This is a genomic window from Sphingobium sp. TB-6 (genome assembly GCF_012927365.1).
Classification (GTDB): domain Bacteria; phylum Pseudomonadota; class Alphaproteobacteria; order Sphingomonadales; family Sphingomonadaceae; genus Sphingobium.
Genome location: NZ_JABBGL010000003.1, coordinates 205,622 through 224,621, shown reverse-complemented (window position 1 = coordinate 224,621; position 19,000 = coordinate 205,622). Strand labels below are relative to the sequence as shown.

Sequence of the window (19,000 nt, the reverse complement as noted above, 5' to 3'; positions counted from 1 at the left end):
CGACATCCAGCGAAACCGGCCCAACCCCTTTTTTGTCAGGAAGATTCTCGTTTGCCGTGATTTAGCTTCGCTGGCCTTCGGCTCCAAGTCGCCAGATGTGTCCCATCTGGCTCGAAATCACTCTAGCGACATCATTCGAAACAATAATCGTTGCGAAGGGCACTGTTTTTCGCCGGAAAGCCTTCCTATAGAGGAGCGATGAAGAGAATTTTCGGGTGGATGCCGGGCATTGCGAGCGCCATGGCCCAGGGTCCCTGGGGCGGCAAGAGCGACGGGCCGGACGGCAATGACAGCCAAGGCAAAGGGGGCGATGGCGGACGTGAAGGCGGCCCGCGCAATCCCTGGACGCAACCCGGACGCCCTGGCGCCAAGGGACCTTCCGCGATCGAGGAACTGCTCCGCCGCAGCAAGGAAAGCTTCGGCCCGGGCGGCGGCTTCGGCAACCTGCCCCCCCGCCCCTCCGGCAAAGCGCTGTGGCCCGCCGCGATCGGCATATTGGTCGTGCTGTGGCTGGTGCTGACCTGCTTCCACCGCGTCGGCCCGCAGGAGCGCGGCGTCGTCACCCTGCTCGGCAAATATAGCCGCACCCTCTCGCCCGGCATCAGCCTGACCCTGCCCGCGCCGCTCGAGAATGTGACGACCGTCGACGTGGAGGAAATCCGCACCATCGACATCGGATCGACGCGGGCGGAGAGCGAGAATCTGGTGCTGACCGGCGACCAGAACATCATCGACCTTGCCTATTCAGTGCGCTGGAACATCCGCAGCCCGGAACTTTACCTCTTCCAGCTTTCCGATCCCGACGCATCCGTGCGCGAAGTCGCGGAAAGCGCGATGCGATCCGTCGTCGCCAGCGTCAGCCTGGAGGATGCGCTGGGCGCCGGCCGCACCGAGATCGAGCAGCAGGTCGAGCAGCGGATGCAAGAAATCCTCGACGGCTACAGGTCCGGCATCCGCGTGCAGGGCGTCGCGATCAAGCAAGCCGACCCACCCACCGCCGTCAACGACGCGTTCAAGGCCGTGTCCGCCGCGCAGCAGACCGCCCAGACCTATCTCAACGAAGCCCGCGCCGCCGCGCAGCAGGTGACGGCCAAGGCGCAGGGCGAAGCCGCCGCCTTCGACAAAGTCTATGAGCAGTACAAGCTCTCGCCCGACGTGACCCGCCGCCGCATGTATTATGAAACCATGGAGGGCGTCCTGTCGAACGTCGACAAGACCATCGTCGAAAGCGGCAATGTGACGCCGTTCCTGCCGCTGCCCGAACTCAAGCGCCGGGCGCAGGCCAGCGCCGCGCAGGGCGCCGCCGCCGGGGAGGGCCAGTGATGCAAGGTCTGATCCGTCATCCCGTCGCGCTCGCGCTGCTCGCCATCGCCGCGCTGCTGCTAATCGGCAGCACCATCGCCATCGTGCCCGAAACCAAGCAGGGCGTGATCGTGCGCTTCGGTGATCCCAAGAAGATCATCAACCGCTACCGCCCGAACGAGGATTTCGGCAAGACCGGCGCGGGCATCATCCTGCGCTGGCCGTTCATCGACCAGGTGGTCTGGATCGACAAGCGCGTGCTGTCGGTCGAGATGGAGCGGCAGCAAGTCCTCTCCACCGACCAGTTGCGCTTGCAGGTCGACGCCTTCGCCCGTTACCGCATCGTCGATCCGCTGCGCATGTATATCGCGGCGGGCAGCGAGGAACGCGTATCCGACGCGCTGCGGCCCATTCTCGGCTCCGCGCTGCGCAACGAATTGGGCAAGCGTCCCTTCGCGGCGCTGCTTTCGCCCGAACGCGGCCAGGTGATGGACAATATAGAGGCGGGCCTGAACCGCGTCGCCCGCCAATATGGCGCGCAGATCGTCGACGTGCGGATCAAGCGCGCCGACCTGCCCGACGGCGCGCCGCTGGAAAGCGCCTTCACCCGCATGCGCACCGCGCGCGAGCAGGAAGCGCTCACCATCCGCGCCCAGGGCGCCAAGCAGGCGCAGATCATCCGCGCCGAAGCCGACGCCAACGCCGCGCGCATCTATTCGGACAGTTTCGGCAAGGATCCGCAATTTTACGATTTCTATCGCGCCATGCAGGCCTATCGCTATACTTTCTCACCTGACAAGCAGGGGTCGACCTCCATGGTCCTCTCCCGCGACAATGATTTCCTGAAGCAGTTTCAGGGACGTTGAGTAGGCGTTGAATTCATTACGGAACCAGCGCCATTCAAAGTCGGTTAAGGCAAGGCGGCGCATCCCGCTCTCTTCGCAGAGTCCCGCCTTTCCTTCGCCCAGTTCATGAGAGGACCGTCACGAGTGCGTTACGCTTATGCCATTACCGGCGCCCTGCTGCTCGGCGGCACCGCCATCGCCGTTACGACCAGCTCCAATGTGGGCGCGCAAATCGCGCAAAATGAAGGCATGCAGGCCGCCGCCCCCGCCGGCGCCCCGGCCAGCCTGGCCGACATGGTCGAAAAGCTGCAGCCCGCCGTGGTCAACATCTCGACCCGCCAGCGGGTGCAGGTGCAGAATCCCTTCGCGGGCACGCCCTTTGGCGACCTGTTCGGCCAGGGGCAACAGGGCGGCAAGCCCCAGACCCGGCAGGCCCAGTCGCTGGGGTCCGGCTTCATCATCTCGGCCGACGGTTATATCGTCACCAACAACCATGTGGTGTCGGCGGGCGCGGAAGGCGCATCGGTGGATTCGATCACCGTCACGCTGACCAACCGCGAGGAATATCCGGCCAAGCTGATCGGCCGCGATCCGGCGACCGACATCGCCGTGCTGAAGATCGAGCCGAAAAAGGCTCTGCCCTTCGTGAAGTTCGGTGACAGCACCAAGGCGCGCGTGGGCGACTGGGTGATCGCCATCGGCAATCCCTTCGCCCTGTCGGGCACGGTGACGGCGGGCATCATCTCCGCCGTGCATCGCGGCACTGGCGGCACTTACGACAAGTTCATCCAGACCGACGCGTCGATCAACCAGGGCAACTCCGGCGGCCCGATGTTCGACATGCGCGGCAATGTGATCGGCATCAACAGCCAGATCCTTTCGCCTTCGGGCGGCAATGTCGGCATCGGCTTCGCCATCCCGTCGGAACAGGCCGCGCCGATCGTGGACACGCTGCGCAAGGGACAGGCCGTCAAGCGCGGCTATCTGGGCATCCAGATCAGCCCGCTGGGCGAGGATTTGGCCGATTCGCTCGGCCTTGCCAAGAATCGCGGCGAGTTCGTCCAGGGCGTCGAGCCCGGCAAGGGCGCCGACAAGGCCGGGATCAAGGCGGGCGACGTGATCGTCAGCGTGGCGGGCCAGGAAGTGACGCCGGACCAGAATCTCTCGTCCATCGTCGCCAACCAGCCCATCGGCGGGCGCGTCCCCATCGTGCTGCTGCGCAACGGCCAGCGCCAGACGGTGACCGCCATAGTCGGGGAGCGTCCTTCCGAGGACGAACTGAACGCCTTCGCCCAGCAGCAGGATGACGATTTCAGCCAGCAGCAGCAGGACGACCAGTCCAGCAGCGGCCAGGCGACGCAACAATCGCTCGGCATTTCCGCCATCCCGCTGACCTCGACCATCATCCGCCAGCTCGGTATCGCGGCCGACACGCGCGGCATCGTGATCACGGCGGTGGACGGCTCGACCGATGCGGGCGCCAAGGGGCTGCGCCGTGGCGACGTCATCATCACCGCCAACAATCGTCCGGTCGCCACCCAGGCGGAACTCGACGCGCAGGTCAAGGCCGTGTCCTCGCAAGGCCGCAGTGCGATCCTGCTCCAGGTGCTGCGTCGCGGCCAGCCTGCGGTGTTCCTGCCGGTGCGGCTGCGCGACAAATAAACCGCTGATAATCAGCGGATCGTTACGGGCCGCGCTTGCCGGGAACCCTGCCTCCCCTCTACACTGAGGCGACAGACTCCGGCGGGCGTGGCCCGAAGCTTTTGGGGAGCATGACGGAATGAGCGACGGCATTTTCATCGGCCTTGGCGCACCGGACAAGGATGGCGGCATCCCCCAGACGCTGAACCTGCGCAGGGCCAATCGCCATGGCCTGATCGCGGGCGCGACCGGCACAGGCAAGACCGTGACGTTACAGGGCATTGCGGAGAGCTTTTCGGCGCTCGGCGTCCCCGTCTTCCTTGCGGATGTGAAGGGCGACCTGTCGGGCATTTCCATGGCCGGCTCTCCCACCGCGAAAAATGCCGACAAGCTGGTCGCCCGCGCCAAGGAGATCGGCCTCGAAAATTACAGCTATGCCGATAATCCCGCCATCTTCTGGGATTTGTATGGCGAGCAGGGCCATCCCATCCGCACCACCGTCAGCGAAATGGGACCGCTGCTGCTCTCCCGCCTGATGGACCTCAACGAAACGCAGGAGGGCGTGCTCTCCATCGCCTTCAAATATGCCGATGAGCAGGGGCTGCTGCTGCTCGACCTGGGTGACTTGCAGGCGATGCTGGCCTATTGCGCGGAAAATGCCGACACGCTCTCCGCCCAATATGGCAATGTGACCAAGGCCAGCGTCGGCGCGATCCAGCGCCAGTTGCTCCAGCTCGAAAGCCAGGGCGGCGCGCATTTCTTCGGTGAACCCGCGCTCGACATTCACGACATGCTGCAGGTCGACGACAAGGGGCGCGGCTATGTGAATGTGCTAGCCGCCGACAAGCTGATGCAGAGCCCCAAGCTCTACGCTACCTTCCTGCTCTGGCTGCTGTCCGAACTGTTCGAGACGCTCCCCGAAGTGGGCGATCCAGACAAGCCCGTCCTGGTCTTCTTCTTCGACGAGGCGCATCTGCTGTTCGACGACGCGCCCAAGGCACTGACCGACAAGATCGAGCAGGTCGTGCGCCTGATCCGTTCCAAGGGCGTCGGCGTCTATTTCGTGACGCAGAACCCGATCGACATACCGGAGGATGTGGCGGGCCAGCTTGGCAACCGCGTCCAGCATGCCTTGCGCGCCTTCACGCCCCGCGACCAGAAGGCGATCAAGGCCGCCGCCGACACTTTCCGCGTCAATCCCGACCTCGACGTCGAAACCGCCATCACCGAACTCAAGGTCGGTGAAGCGCTGGTATCGCTGTTGCAGGAGGATGGATCGCCCGGCATCGTCCAGCGCACGCTGATCGCCCCACCCCGCTCACGCCTCGGTCCGGTCGATGCCAAGGAGCGGGCGATCATCCAGTCCATTTCGCCCTGCGCGGGCAAATATGACACGACCGTAGACCGCGAATCCGCCGAGGAAATCCTCGCCGCGCGGGGGCAAGCCGCCGCTGCCGCCGCGCAGGCGTCCAAAGCGCAAGCCGAAGCCGACAAGGCCGCCGCCGCCCAAGCCAAGGTCGAGGCCAAGCAGCGCGAGGCGCAACTCAAGGAACAGGCCCGGCAGGACGCCGCGGCGGCCCGCGACGCCGCCAGGCCATCCGGCATCGACAAGGCGATCCAGTCGGCCACCCGTTCCGCCGCCTCATCGGTCGGGCGTCAGGTCGCCAATGAGCTGGGCCGCGCGGTGTTCGGCGGGTCCAGCCGCAAAAGCTCGGGCGGGATCGCGGGGCAGTTGGTGCGGGGCATATTGGGCAGCCTGTTCAAATAGGCTGCGGGAGAGGAGAAGGTCATGCAAAAGGCGCTTATCGCCACTTTGGGTCTGGCGCTTGCCATTCCCGCTCATGCGCAAGATTATCGCGACCTCCACCGCGCCGCCGATGCCGCCATCGCCAGCGACATCGCCCGCGACCGTCAGGCTGAGCGCGACGCCAAGCGCCAGCCCTATGCCTCGCCCGGCTATGGCGCGATCCACACCGCCACGGCGGCCCGCAACGCCTGCGCCGCCAAGGCACGGGAAGAGGCTGGGCCCGGCACGAAAATCCTCGGGCGGATCGCCGCCAGCACCATGTCCACCGGCTGGGAAGTGGAAGGCGAAGTCGGCCCCTTTGGCAACCAGCGTTCCGTGCCCTTCGTCTGCTCGGTCCGCAACGGGTCGGTGAGTGGGATCATGTTGCAGCCCGATCGCTAGGATACTCACACGCCGCAATTCCATCTGCGATCCAACGTAAAGCCAGACCATCAACACCCCAAATATTGCTGCGCCTTTTCTCTACCGATCAGGTTGCGAAATTCATTGTGCAGGCGCTAAGGAGGGCCGATGCATAGCCCTTCCATCCCCAGCCATCCTCTGCGCTTCGGCAATTTCCGGGCCTATCTGCTGGGGCGGCTGACGGCGGTGCTGGCGCAGTACAGCATGATGATCGTCCTCGCGTGGCAGGCCTATAATGTCGCCCGCGAGACGATGAGCACGGGCGCCGCCTCGGCCCAGCTCGGCCTCATCGGCCTGGCCCAGTTCTTGCCCCTGTTCTTCCTGACCCCGGTGACGGGCTGGGTGGCCGACCATTTCGACCGGCGCAAGATCACCTGCTTCACCCTGATCCTTCTGGTGCTGGCGTCGGGAACCCTCGCCTTTGCGACCTATGAAGGCAGGGTCAGCCTGCCGCTGATCTTCGGCATCGCCGCCATCGTCGGCATCGCCCGCGCCTTCAACGGCCCGGCCTATAGCGCGCTCGCCCCCAATCTGGTGCCGCGCGAAGTGCTGCCCAACGCCATCGCCATTTCCAGCGTCGTCTGGCAGACGGGGATGATCGCAGGCCCGGCGCTGGGCGGCTATGCTTATGCGATCCAGCCCTGGGGCGCCTATGCGCTGGCATCGGGCCTGTTCGCCGTGGCGTTCCTTTGCATGCTGCTGATCGGCCCGGTGCCTCAGCCGCCCCGTGACACCAGCCGCCATCCGGTGCGTCAGATGATCGACGGCCTCACCTATGTCCGCGGCAACCGGCTCGTTCTGGCGACCATCACGCTCGACCTGTTCGCGGTGTTGCTGGCCGGAGCGACGGTGCTCCTGCCGGTTTATGCCCGCGACATATTGCATGTGGGATCGGCGGGGCTTGGCCATCTCGCCGCCTCCCCCGGCATCGGCGCGGGCATCACCGCCCTCTTCTTCTCCTTCCGTCCCATGAGGACCGAGGTGGGCCTCAAGATGCTGGGCTCCGTCATCCTGTTCGGCATCGCCACGATCATCTTCGGCGCCACCGCCTTCCTGCCGCGCAACATCGCGCCGGAAGTCGGCATCGGCGCGCTGATCCTGCTGGGATCGGCGGATATGGTTTCCGTCTATGTCCGACAGTCGCTGATCCAGCTCCACACCCCCGATGAGATGCGCGGCCGGGTGTCCAGCCTGTCGCAGCTCACCATTTCCGCCTCCAATGAATTGGGCGAGGCGGAATCCGGCTTCCTCGCCGCGCTGGTCGGCCCGGTCGCGGCGGTGATCGGCGGCGGCATCGGCGCCATCGTGATAACCCTAATCTGGGCACGGCTCTTCCCAGAGCTGCGCCTTGCCCGTACCTTCGACCCACCTGAAACAAAGGCGGCCGAATCCAAGCAGGAGAAAGCGCAATGAAGGCATCCAGCATTTTGGAAACTATCGGCAATACGCCGCATATCCGCGTCAACCGGCTGTTCGGTGACGCGGAGGTGTGGATCAAGTCCGAACGTTCCAACCCCGGCGGGTCGATCAAGGACCGAATCGCCCTGTCCATGATCGAAGCGGCCGAAGCATCGGGCGACCTGAAACCTGGCGGCACCATCATCGAGCCGACATCGGGCAATACCGGCGTCGGCCTGGCCATGGTCGCGGCGGTCAAGGGTTACAAGCTGGTCCTGGTCATGCCCGAAAGCATGAGCCTGGAGCGCCGCCGCCTGATGCTGGCCTATGGCGCCAGCTTCGACCTGACGCCGCGCGAAAAGGGCATGAAGGGCGCGATCGAGCGCGCCTTGGAACTGGTCGAACAGACGCCCAATAGCTGGATGCCGCAGCAGTTCGAGAACCCGGCCAATATCGACGTCCATGTCCGCACCACCGCGCAGGAAATCGCCGTCGACTTCGCGGACAGCCCGATCGACGCGCTGATCACCGGCGTCGGCACCGGCGGCCATATCACCGGCGTGGCGCAGGTGCTTAAAACACTCTGGCCCCACCTCAAAGTCTATGCGGTCGAGCCTACCCTGTCCCATGTCATCAGCGGCGGCCAGCCCGGCCCTCATCCGATCCAGGGCATCGGCGCGGGCTTCATCCCGGCGAACCTCCATACCCAGTTGCTGGACGGCGTGATCCAGGTCGACCCCGCCGACGCCAAGGAATTCGCTCGTCGGGCGGCGCGGGAGGAAGGCGTGCTGGTCGGCATCTCCTCCGGCGCGACACTGGCGGCGATCGCGCAGAAGCTGCCGGAACTTGCCGAGGGCAGCCGCGTTCTGGGCTTCAACTATGACACCGGCGAACGCTATCTGTCGGTACCCGATTTCCTGCCCGAATAAGGCCCAGAAACAGGCACGATCCGGACCGGGCATGACCGACGAAACCTCCAACGGCCAGCCGCATCGCGCGATGTGGCTGTTGTGGCTCGTGCTGTTCGTCGGCCTGCCCGCCCTGGTCGCTGCATGGGAGGCTCGGACGCCTTCGGGCAAACCGCGGCTCGACGCCGTCGCCGCCGCCCGGTTCAAGCGCCCGACGACCCTGCCCCCGGCGGTCGCGCCGGTTCAGATCTATGCGCTCGACCGCGATGAGGCGGAAGCGTTCAACGCCGCCATTCCCTTTTCCCGCCTGCCCAATCCGGCGGCACGGCCCTTCATCTTCTCAGGCTCGCAAACCGACCTCGCCCGCGCCACGGACTGCCTGGCCGCAGCGCAGATCTATGAGGCGGGCGACGACGCCGTGGGCGAGCGGGCCGTGGCGCAGGTGGTGCTGAACCGGGTGCGGCATCCGGCCTTTCCCAAGACCGTCTGCGGCGTCGTTTTCCAGGGGCAGGAACGCGCGACCGGGTGCCAGTTCACCTTCACCTGCGATGGTGCGCTCGCCCGCACGCCGACCCAGGCGGCGTGGGAAAGGGCGCGGGACATCGCGAAATCGGCGCTGGCAGGCAAGGTTTACAAGCCGGTCGGCTATGCCACCCATTATCATACCGACTGGGTCGTGCCCTATTGGAGCAGTAGCCTGGACAAGATCTCTTCCGTCGGCACGCATCTCTTCTTCCGCTGGCGGGGCTGGTGGGGGACGCCGCCCGCTTTCCGCCGGACGGGGGAGAATGGCGAACCGCTGGTCGAGCGCATCGCGCGCCTGTCAGCCGCGCATCAGGGCGGACCCGCCGGTCTGCCGGTTCTGGCTGGCGGCACGGTCGTGGATCTCGCGGCGCTGCCCCAGCAGATGATCGGAATGGAATCCCTGGGCCAGATGATGGCGGGCGTACGGTTGATCGCCATCGCGCCGGGGGCGAAGAGTTTTCTCGTCGAACTGGGCCACACGGCTTCGCCCGACAATTGGCCGACGATGGCGCAGACCTTCTGCGCCGGGCGGCCCGAATGCCGGATCATGGCATGGCGAGCCGGAACCGCGCCGACTGGCCTGCCACTGTCGGGCGATCAAATGGAAAGCATGGCCTTCGCCTATATCCACAACAGCGCGACGGGGTTGCAGCGGTCGCTGTGGAACTGCATCCAGACGCCGCGAGCCAACAAGGATGAATGCATGCGCCAGCGGATTCCGGCGGCGACCGCCACTGCACAGCCCGCTGCCGCTCCGGAGTTGGCCGGAGTCCGGCGCAAGGAAAGGTTCGAGGTGGTGAAGATCGTGCCGCCTGCAACGCCACCCCAGGTCATGGTGCCGCCGGTCAAGCCGTAAGAGGGGAGTCTATTCTTCCTCGAACCCGCTCAAACGCGGCAGCGCGCCGATGCGGGCGACCAGTTCGGACTGGCGGCTGCAATCCAGCTTCACATAGATATTCTTGATCTGCGTCCGCACCGTGTTGAGCGCCACGCCGCGTTCCTGCGACAGCTCCTCCAGGCCACGGCCCGCGCAAAGCGCTTCGGCCACCTCCGCCTCCGCCCGGGTAAGGCCGTAGAGCGCGCGGATGCGGCTGGTAAGGCTCAGATCCCGGTCAGCCGGATCGGTCACGATCACGACGATCTGCCGTTCCATGCCGACGCGCACCGAAGCGATCGACAGCACATAGGGCAGACCCTGTTCGCGATGGACGAAGATCGCGCTCGCCTGCCCGCCCTGCCGCGCCGCCGCGCCCCTCAGCGCAGTCTGCAAGGCTTCATCATCGCGCGGCGCGCGCGCCTTCAATTGCCGCTGCCGCAAGCTCAGCGCATCGGCACGGCGCAACAGCGCGTCCGCCAGATGATTGCAGTCGATCAGCACGCCGTTGGGGCGGAGAGTGAAGACCGCATGGCCCACCATGTCGAGCGTCGCATGCAGCGACCGGCCATAATGATTGGCGCGGTCCAGCTTGCTGCGGATCGCGAACATGCGGCCGATATGGTCGATGCTGCCCTGTACCGCCCGCACCTCACCCTCGCTGAAGGGCTTTTGCGTGCGCCCGCGGTGCAGGCCGATATGGCCCGTCGTCCCATCCTTTTGAATCATGCCGCCCAGGCAGCGAAAGGTGTCGTCACCCATCCCCCTGATCCACTCATTGTAGATCCGGCTGCCTTCATAGGTCTGGGCTGGCACGAAGGCTTCGATATTCCAGACGCGATTGATCGCTTCGGCCCGGTCCAGCGCCACGCCCCAGATATCGTCATCCTGAAATTGCTGGTCGTAAACCGCCATCTGCGCATCGGAAAAATAACCGGAATAGGATATTTCCGCGACATGTTGGGGCGCGCGCCCCCAATGCAGGACGCCCGAGCGCGCGCCGACCGCCTCCGCCAGCGTCGAAGCCAGCCGGTCGAACACTGCATCGTCGGTCGCCGCGTCGTAGATTTCCTCCGTACGGATCACAATCCTGCCCCAACTCCCCATGCCATCTGGCAATAGGGGAATATACGCAGCTTCCGCTTGCCGCATTGCACAAATCGGACATCAGCCCATTCAAATCACTGAAAAAACGGATAATGCTGCTGCCATGTTCCGCCGGTTCTCCCCTTTGCCCCCGGTTTCTGCGGATAGTGAGGCGCAAAACGCCTGGCTTCCAGTCGGCGCATTGTCTGCGATCACCCTACCGATCCAGGGCTGCACGCTGATGTCGCTGGGCGTGTTTCTGCCTGCCCTCGCGGTCGATTTCGGGGGTCAGGCGGGCGGCGCAGCCACCGCCTTCTTGCTGGCGATGAGCCTTGCCAGCCTGGCGGTCGGCTGGGCGCTGGGGAAGGTGGGCGCCCGGTCGGTCCTGCTGATCGGCATCGCGCTCAGCGCCGCCGGATATGAGCTTGCCGCCATGGCGCAGGACCGGCTGGCCCTGACAGCCGCCATGGCCTTGACGGGCCTAGGCGTCGGCGCATCGACCATCGTGCCCGGCATCGCCGTCATCACCCGGCATCATTTGGCGCGGCGGGGCATGGCGCTGGCGATCTTTCTGGGCGCGGCGGTCGTGGCGGGCGCGCTCGTGCCGCCTTTTGTCGGGGCGGCCATGGCGATCTGGTCGTGGCGCACGGCCATGCTGCTCTGCGCGGCGGTCATGGCGCTGGCCTGCCCGCCGCTGGTCCTGATGGTGCCCGGCGGCCGGATCGACAGCGGCCAGCCGACGGCCGGTCCGGACGCGACCAGAGCCGCGCTGCGCAGCGCGAATTTCTGCCGCATCGTCCTGGCGATGACCCTGTTGCAGCTCGCGATCAACGGCGTGCTGTTCGCGACGGTGGACAGCCTGATGGCGCAGGGACTGACGCAATCCAGCGCAGTGCTTGCCTATAGCAGCGCCAATCTGCTGGGTCTGCCCGCGCTGTTGATGGGCGGTATGCTGGCCGACCGGCTCGGCGCGGGGCGCAGCCTGATCGCGACGGCCCTGCTGCTGGCGATGGGGACGATGGCGCTGATGGGGGTTCGCGCCCTGGATATGGCCGGGGTCTGCCTGTTCGTCCTGATCTGGGGCGTCGCGAGCGCGCTGCCCGGCCAGTCGGGATCGATGCTGCTGGCCGATGTGGTGGAGGCGGAGGCGTTCCCCAGGCTGCTTGGCCTCAATACCGCGATCATCAGCCTGGTCGGCGCGCTGGCGCCGCTCTTGACCGACCAGATGCGGGCGGCGGGCGGCGGCTATGGCTTGCCTATATTGGTCTATGCCGCACTCGCGCTGATAGCCGCCCCGGTCATCGCGCTGGTGCGCCCGTCAAAGGCCGATGCTGGCTGACAGGCCGATGGTGCGCGGGCGCTGCGCCATTTCGCGCAGCGGCGATCCGGTGACCGGCACCAGTTCCGCATTGCGGTAGAGAACCGCCCGGCTGTCCAGCAGATTGTCGGCAAAGGCGGACAACCGCCAGCCATCCCGGCCAAGCCCCACGCGCAGGAACAGCAGATCGCTCCCCTCCCCCGCATAGACACGGGGATCATAAGCGACCGACCGGGGCGAAGGCGCGCGGCGATAGCGGCCCGCATGCCGCCATTCGGACCGGATGAAGCCGTCCACCCGGCCTGGCAGCACGAAGCCATATTCCGCCGCCAGCGTCCCCGACCAGCGCGGCACATAAGGAACACGATCCCCGGCGGCAACGATGCTACCCGCTCCGGCAAGCCCGACATCGCGGCGAAAGCGCGCATCGACAAAGCCCAGCGAAAAGTCGAGCTTCAGCGCACGCAACGGCTCGGCCTGCACCGCCAGCTCGACGCCCCGGTTGCGCGCCGTGCCCAGATTGTCGACATAGGAAAAGCCGCAATTGGGCAAGGAGACCGATTGCTGGATGCGTTCCCAATCGATGCGGAAGGCGGCCAGCGACAGATGAAATCCCTGCGCCGGAAATCCAGCCTTCACCCCTGCCTCAAAGCTCCAGAGGGAGTCCGAATCATAGCTGTCCGGCGCGGCGATGCGTCCCATGGCGGACAGATCGGCGGCGCAACTCGCCGCCGGAACCGCCCCATTGGTGCCACCGCTGCGAAAGCCCTTACCCGCGCTCAGATAGACCAGGCTGTCGTCCGCCGGACGCCAGGACAGGCTGGCATGCGGGATGACGGGCGTGCCGCTCTGGCGGCGGGGGCCGACGGCGTTGCTCCCGCCTGCGAACGGCCCCTCGGACATCAGGCGGAAGCTCAGCGGATTATGCGACACGCGCAGCCCCGCCGTCACCTCCCAGCGGGGTGCCAGCGCCCAGCTCGCCTGCCCGAAAGCGGCCAGCGTGCGCTCGCCAATCTGTTGACGGCTATGATAGCTCTGGCCGCCGGGCAGCAACGGCAGGCCGAAAATCTCCTCGATCGACAGGCCGAGCTGCGATTGCGCGAGATCAGCGATCCCCGGTTCGACCACGCGCTGCTCCATGACGATCCGCGACCGGCCGTAAAAGCCCCCGATCAACCAGCGGACCGCCCCCTCCGCGCCGGAAGCGAGCCGCACTTCCTGCGTGAAATTGCGCTGGCCGACGGTGGTGCGGCTATAGCTGCCGCCCGGCGTACGGATGCCGGGCACGGCGCCGCCCAGCACGATCTCGCCAAAGAAGCCGGAATAATCGACGATCTGGCGGTTCCGGCGATCCAGCCAAGCGGTGACGCTGGTCAGCGTGGCCCCACCCAGATCCAGCCGGGCGGTCAGGCTGGGCAGCAGGAAGCGGTCGCGGCCGGGCTGGCGCAGGGTTGCGGACTGGCGGAATCGGCCAAGGGTGCTTTCGTGGAAAGGCAGGTCGCCTCGCTCCGTCCTCTGGTAGAAAAGCGACGGCGTCAGTTCCAGACGCTCGCTCGGGGCCGCCTTGACCGCCAGGCGCAGGCCCAGCGCCGCGCCATGATCGACATTCTTCGTCAAAAGCGCGCCGGAAGCGGGGTCGAACCGGTCGATGACGCCGGCATCGCGCCGATAATAGGCGCTGACCCGCGCACCGATCCGGCCCGGCAGGATGGCGCTGCCCAACGCCGCCTGCATCTCGCGGGTGAGGCCGCCGCCCCTGACCGCCGCCGCCTCGCCGCTGATCTGCGCGTCCATGCCCTCCAGTTGCGGCTGACGGGTCAGGGTGCGGATGGTGCCGCCCATGGAATCGGCGCCGAACAGCGTCCCCTGCGGTCCGCGCAACACCTCCACCCGCTCCAGGTCGAAACGGCGCAGGTCAGGATTGCCCGCTACCTCCAGCGAACGGATCTGCACCGGCACATCGTCAACATAGAGGCCGACGGTGGACGCCCCGATGGGCGAAAAGACCCCGCGAATGATCGGCTGCCGCGCCCCGAAGGCGCCGACCGTCGGCATGGTCAGATTGGGCACCGCCCCCGCCAGATCGGCCAGCGCGTCGATGCCCCGCCGTTCCAGATCGTTCCGGTCGAGGCGGACAAGGCTGATCGGCACCTTGTCCTGCGCTTCGGGAACCCGGCGCGCGGTGACGATGACGATCCGTTGGCCCGCCAATTGGCCATAGGCTTCATCCTCTTCCTGGCCGAAAGCAGGCGCAGCGATCGCCAGCACAGACGCGCAGCACAGACGCGCCCACCCCTTCACGCAAGGCGCGCCATCGGCGGAAGGGATTGAATGACCGAGAGAATCATTCCATCTCTCTACAGCAACGCCCCAAAGCGGCAACTAAACTGGATCAGGCAAGCTGCCCCCTTCACAAAGGAAGGTGCGGCGCCTATATGGGTCGTTCAAATTCGGTTCGTGCCGCGCCTTCGGGCAAGGCGGGAACCGTCCCCCGGATCGCCCGGGGACCGGCTTCGTTTAGCGCACGAAACCGGCGGGATTGGGCGAAAACGGCGGGTCACCAGACGCTGACAGTGCGGATCGGACAGTCCCGGCCCGCACTTTTTTGCGTGACGATAGAGGGGCGAATCACCCCCGAAATCGACAGGCCAGGCTGAATTTTCGCTGCGATGCGAAAAAATGCGACGAATAACACGCTTAGGCAACAGGCAGGATACGCAATGGCGACCAAAGCTCTCCCCACGATCAGCAATACCGGCGCGAAGAAGCGCATCAGGAAGGTGTTCGGTGACATCCACGAAGTGGTGCAGATGCCGAACCTGATCGAAGTTCAGCGGGAGAGCTATGAGCAATTTCTCCGTTCGAACCCGGCCATCGGCTATGTGTCGGGCCTGGAAAAGACCCTGCGCTCGGTCTTCCCGATCCGCGATTTCGCGGGCACCGCAGAGATGGACTTCGTTCACTACGAACTCGAAGACCCGAAATATGATGTCGAGGAATGTCGTCAGCGCGGCATCACCTATGCGGCGCCGATGCGCGTCACCCTGCGCCTGATCGTGTTCGAGGTGGATCAGGACACCGAAACCCGCTCCGTGCTCGATATCAAGGAGCAGGACGTCTACATGGGCGACATGCCGCTCATGACCGGCAACGGCACCTTCATCGTCAACGGAACCGAGCGCGTCATCGTGTCGCAGATGCACCGCTCGCCGGGCGTGCTGTTCGACCATGACCGGGGCAAGACCCATTCGTCGGGCAAATATCTGTTTGCCGCTCGCGTGATCCCGTACCGTGGTTCGTGGCTCGACTTCGAGTTCGACGCCAAGGACATCGTCAACGTCCGTATCGACCGCAAGCGCAAGCTGCCGGTCACCGCGCTGCTCTATGCGCTGGGCCTGACGCCCGAGGACATGCTCGGCTATTTCTACAACAAGGTGGTCTTCGTCCGTGGCGAAGGCGGCTGGCAGATCCCCTATCTCGCCGAAGCATGGCGCGGCCAGAAGCCGGCTTTCGACATCGTCGACGCCAAGTCGGGCGAAGTGGTGTTCGCCGCCGGTCACAAGATTTCGCCCCGCGCCGCCAACAAGGCGGAGAAGGACGGGCTTGAGACGCTGTTGATCCCGACCGAGGAAGTCTATGGCCGCTACAGCGCCTATGACCTCATCAACGAGACGACCGGCGAGATCTACATTGAGGCCGGTGACGAAGTGTCGCCCGAAAATCTCGAAAAGCTCGACAAGGCGGGCATCGACCGTCTCGAACTGCTCGACATCGACCATGTCACCACCGGTCCGTGGATCCGCAACACGCTCAAGGCCGACAAGGCCGAGGAACGCGACCAGGCGCTGTCCGACATTTATCGCGTCATGCGCCCCGGCGAACCGCCGACGAAGGAAACCGCCGAAGCCCTCTTCGCCGGTCTATTCTTCGATCCGGAACGCTATGACCTGTCCGCCGTTGGCCGCGTGAAGCTCAACATGCGCCTCGACCTCGATGCCGAGGACACCGTCACCACCCTGCGCGTCGAGGACATCCTCGCCGTGGTCAAGGAACTGGTGAACCTCAAGGACGGCAAGGGCGAGATCGACGATATCGACAATCTCGGCAACCGCCGCGTCCGTTCGGTGGGCGAACTGCTGGAAAACCAGTATCGCGTCGGCCTGCTGCGCATGGAGCGCGCCGTCAAGGAGCGCATGAGCAGCGTCGACGTGTCGACCGTGATGCCGAACGACCTCATCAACGCCAAGCCCGCCGTGGCCGCGGTGCGTGAATTCTTCGGCTCCTCGCAGCTTTCGCAGTTCATGGACCAGACCAACCCGCTGTCGGAAGTCACCCACAAGCGCCGCGTGTCGGCGCTTGGGCCGGGCGGTCTGACCCGTGAACGCGCAGGCTTCGAAGTCCGCGACGTTCACCCGACCCATTATGGCCGTATCTGCCCGATCGAAACGCCGGAAGGCCCGAACATCGGTCTGATCAATTCGCTCGCGACCTTCAGCCGCGTGAATAAATATGGCTTCATCGAGACGCCTTATCGCAAGGTGATCGACGGCAAGGTGACCAATGAGGTCGTCTATCTGTCCGCGATGGAAGAGGCCAAGCACACCATCGCACAGGCGAACGCCGAACTGAACGTCGACGGCACGCTGGCCGAAGACCTGATTTCGGCGCGTGAAGCGGGCGAATTCCTGATGGCGCCCAAAGACCATATCACCCTGATGGACGTCAGCCCCAAGCAGCTCGTCTCGGTCGCGGCTTCGCTCATTCCGTTCCTGGAAAATGACGACGCCAACCGCGCGCTCATGGGATCGAACATGCAGCGTCAGGCCGTGCCGCTGGTGAGTGCCGAAGCGCCGTTCGTCGGCACCGGCATGGAAGGCACCGTGGCTCGCGATTCCGGCGCGGCCATCGCCGCCAAGCGGGCGGGCATCGTCGATCAGGTCGACGCGACCCGTATCGTCATCCGCGCCACCGGCGACATCGCGCCGGGCCAGTCGGGCGTCGACATCTACACGCTCCAGAAGTTCCAGCGTTCGAACCAGGACACCTGCATCAACCAGCGTCCGCTGGTGAAGGTGGGCGACCTGATCGAAGCCGGCGACGTGATCGCCGACGGCCCGTCGACCGAGTTCGGCGAGCTGGCGCTGGGCCGCAACACGCTGGTCGCGTTCATGCCGTGGAACGGCTACAACTACGAAGACTCCATCCTGATCTCCGAACGGATCGTGAAGGATGACGTCTTCACCTCGATCCATATCGAGGAGTTCGAGGTCATGGCCCGCGACACCAAGCTGGGGCCGGAAGACATCACCCGCGACATCCCGAATGTCGGTGAGGAAGCGCTACGCAACCTCGACGAGGCGGGCATCGTCTATATCGGCGCCGAAGTGGAGCCGGGCGATATCCTGGTCGGCAAGATCACCCCCAAAGGTGAATCGCCAATGACCCCGGAAGAAAAGCTGCTCCGCGCCATCTTCGGTGAAAAGGCGAGCGACGTGCGCGACACCTCGCTGCGTCTGCCGCCGGGCGTCGCCGGGACCGTCGTGGAAGTGCGCGTCTTCAACCGCCACGGCATCGACAAGGACGAACGCGCCATGGCGATCGAGCGGGAGGAAATCGACCGTCTCGCCAAGGACCGCGAGGACGAGCGCGCCATCCTCAACCGCGCGACCTTCAACCGCTTGCAGGAAATGCTGCTCGGTCAGACCGCCACGGCCGCGCCCAAGGGCGTGCGCAAGGGCGTCGAGATCGACGAAGCCCTGCTGGGCGAAGTCGAGCGTCATGAATGGTGGAAGTTCGCGGTTGCGGACGACACCCGTCAGGCCGGCATCGAAGCCGTCAAGGCACAGTATGACGAAGCGGTGAAGCTGATCGTCGAGAAGTTCGAGGACCGCGTCGACAAGCTGCAGCGCGGCGACGAGCTGCCGCCGGGCGTGCTCAAGATGGTCAAGGTGTTCGTCGCGGTGAAGCGCAAGCTCCAGCCGGGCGACAAGATGGCCGGCCGTCACGGCAACAAGGGCGTCATCTCGCGCATCCTGCCGATCGAGGACATGCCGTTCCTCGAAGACGGCACCCATGTCGACATCGTGCTGAACCCGCTGGGCGTGCCGTCGCGCATGAACGTCGGGCAGATTTTCGAAACGCATCTGGGCTGGGCCGCGCGCGGTCTGGGCCAGCAGCTCAAGCATGCGCTGGAGGACTGGCGGGAAGCCAATCCGAACGCGCAGGCCGGTGAGATGCCGGATGCGGTCAAGACCCGCCTGCTGGAAACCTATGGCGAGCATTATGCCGATCAGATCAACGGCCGCACTGCGGAACAGATCGTCGACCTTGCCGAGCATCTTGCACGAGGCGTGCCGATGGCGACCCCGGTGTTCGACGGCGCCCGCGAAGCCGACGTGTCGGCGATGCTGGAGCTGGCGGGGCTGCATACATCGGGTCAGTCGGACCTGTACGATGGCCGCACTGGCGACCGGTTCGACCGCAAGGTGACCGTTGGCATCATCTATATGCTCAAGCTGCACCATCTGGTCGACGACAAGATCCACGCCCGTTCCATCGGCCCCTACAGCCTCGTCACCCAGCAGCCGCTGGGCGGTAAGGCGCAGTTCGGTGGCCAGCGCTTCGGTGAAATGGAGGTGTGGGCGCTCCAGGCCTATGGCGCCGCCTATACCTTGCAGGAAATGCTGACGGTGAAGTCGGATGATGTGGTCGGCCGTACCAAGGTCTACGAGGCGATCGTCAAGGGCGACGACACGTTCGAAGCCGGCATCCCCGAAAGCTTCAACGTGCTGGTCAAGGAAATGCGCTCGCTGGGCCTCAACGTCGAACTCGCCGCGATGGACGAGGTCGAGGATGACGACGGCTTCGCGCAGGCGGCGGAGTAAGGGTTGTCGG

General features: G+C 65.4%; 12 protein-coding genes. 10 read left to right on the top strand and 2 right to left on the bottom strand.

Annotated features, from left to right (window positions below; translation table 11 throughout):
- The first annotated feature begins 198 nt into the window (after nucleotides 1–198).
- The 8 genes from hflK to HHL26_RS06320 all read left to right on the top strand — a co-directional run bounded on the left by hflK (nucleotide 199) and on the right by HHL26_RS06320 (nucleotide 9,684).
- A complete protein-coding gene (gene hflK, locus HHL26_RS06355) occupies nucleotides 199–1,323 on the top strand; it encodes an FtsH protease activity modulator HflK (RefSeq protein WP_176392232.1) in 1,125 nt (374 codons plus the stop codon).
- Nucleotides 1,323–2,168: a protease modulator HflC gene (locus HHL26_RS06350; RefSeq protein ID WP_066559848.1), complete on the top strand. Its 846-nt coding sequence runs from the start codon at nucleotides 1,323–1,325 to the stop codon at nucleotides 2,166–2,168. Before hflK ends, HHL26_RS06350 begins: the two co-directional genes overlap by 1 nt.
- A gap of 123 nt (nucleotides 2,169–2,291) precedes the next feature.
- Nucleotides 2,292–3,809 carry a Do family serine endopeptidase gene (locus HHL26_RS06345; RefSeq protein WP_066559853.1) on the top strand — a complete coding sequence of 506 codons (1,518 nt, stop codon included), beginning with the start codon at nucleotides 2,292–2,294 and terminating at the stop codon, nucleotides 3,807–3,809.
- Nucleotides 3,810–3,927: 118 nt separating this feature from the next.
- Nucleotides 3,928–5,556: a helicase HerA-like domain-containing protein gene (locus HHL26_RS06340; protein WP_066559856.1), complete on the top strand. Its 1,629-nt coding sequence runs from the start codon at nucleotides 3,928–3,930 to the stop codon at nucleotides 5,554–5,556.
- Nucleotides 5,557–5,577: 21 nt separating this feature from the next.
- On the top strand, nucleotides 5,578–5,976 hold the full coding sequence (locus HHL26_RS06335) for a hypothetical protein (RefSeq protein WP_066559858.1): 399 nt from the start codon (nucleotides 5,578–5,580) through the stop codon (nucleotides 5,974–5,976).
- 129 nt (nucleotides 5,977–6,105) lie between these two features.
- Complete coding sequence (locus HHL26_RS06330; protein ID WP_066559860.1) at nucleotides 6,106–7,410, top strand: MFS transporter; 1,305 nt, start codon at nucleotides 6,106–6,108, stop codon at nucleotides 7,408–7,410.
- Nucleotides 7,407–8,324, top strand: a complete 918-nt coding sequence (gene cysK / locus HHL26_RS06325; RefSeq protein ID WP_066559863.1) for a cysteine synthase A — start codon at nucleotides 7,407–7,409, stop codon at nucleotides 8,322–8,324. Before HHL26_RS06330 ends, cysK begins: the two co-directional genes overlap by 4 nt.
- A 31-nt stretch (nucleotides 8,325–8,355) precedes the next feature.
- The gene (locus HHL26_RS06320) at nucleotides 8,356–9,684 is read left to right on the top strand and encodes a cell wall hydrolase (RefSeq protein WP_066559866.1); all 1,329 of its coding nucleotides are present in this window, start codon (nucleotides 8,356–8,358) and stop codon (nucleotides 9,682–9,684) included.
- Nucleotides 9,685–9,693: 9 nt separating this feature from the next.
- Here HHL26_RS06320 and HHL26_RS06315 read toward each other — a convergent pair whose 3' ends face one another.
- The gene (locus tag HHL26_RS06315) at nucleotides 9,694–10,788 is read right to left on the bottom strand and encodes a LuxR C-terminal-related transcriptional regulator (protein WP_237229829.1); all 1,095 of its coding nucleotides are present in this window, start codon (nucleotides 10,786–10,788) and stop codon (nucleotides 9,694–9,696) included.
- 202 nt (nucleotides 10,789–10,990) lie between these two features.
- Between HHL26_RS06315 and HHL26_RS06310 the strand changes: the two genes are divergently transcribed.
- Entirely contained in the window at nucleotides 10,991–12,127 is a 1,137-nt protein-coding gene (locus HHL26_RS06310) for an MFS transporter (protein ID WP_237229830.1), read from the top strand.
- Here HHL26_RS06310 and HHL26_RS06305 read toward each other — a convergent pair.
- A complete protein-coding gene (locus HHL26_RS06305; RefSeq protein WP_082748680.1) occupies nucleotides 12,107–14,407 on the bottom strand; it encodes a TonB-dependent receptor in 2,301 nt (766 codons plus the stop codon). The two genes, HHL26_RS06310 and HHL26_RS06305, sit on opposite strands and share 21 nt — an antisense overlap.
- Before the next feature lie 419 nt (nucleotides 14,408–14,826).
- On the opposite strand from HHL26_RS06305, the gene rpoB reads away from it, so the two are divergent.
- A complete protein-coding gene (gene rpoB, locus HHL26_RS06300) occupies nucleotides 14,827–18,990 on the top strand; it encodes a DNA-directed RNA polymerase subunit beta (RefSeq protein WP_066559874.1) in 4,164 nt (1,387 codons plus the stop codon).
- Nucleotides 18,991–19,000 lie beyond the last annotated feature (10 nt).

Coding starts and splice junctions, on each gene's coding strand:
- hflK (WP_176392232.1), top strand. CDS start 199: ATGAAGAGAATTTTCGGGTGGATGCCGGGCATTGCGAGCGCCATGGCC.
- HHL26_RS06350 (WP_066559848.1), top strand. CDS start 1,323: ATGCAAGGTCTGATCCGTCATCCCGTCGCGCTCGCGCTGCTCGCCATC.
- HHL26_RS06340 (WP_066559856.1), top strand. CDS start 3,928: ATGAGCGACGGCATTTTCATCGGCCTTGGCGCACCGGACAAGGATGGC.
- HHL26_RS06335 (WP_066559858.1), top strand. CDS start 5,578: ATGCAAAAGGCGCTTATCGCCACTTTGGGTCTGGCGCTTGCCATTCCC.
- HHL26_RS06330 (WP_066559860.1), top strand. CDS start 6,106: ATGCATAGCCCTTCCATCCCCAGCCATCCTCTGCGCTTCGGCAATTTC.
- cysK (WP_066559863.1), top strand. CDS start 7,407: ATGAAGGCATCCAGCATTTTGGAAACTATCGGCAATACGCCGCATATC.
- HHL26_RS06320 (WP_066559866.1), top strand. CDS start 8,356: ATGACCGACGAAACCTCCAACGGCCAGCCGCATCGCGCGATGTGGCTG.
- rpoB (WP_066559874.1), top strand. CDS start 14,827: ATGGCGACCAAAGCTCTCCCCACGATCAGCAATACCGGCGCGAAGAAG.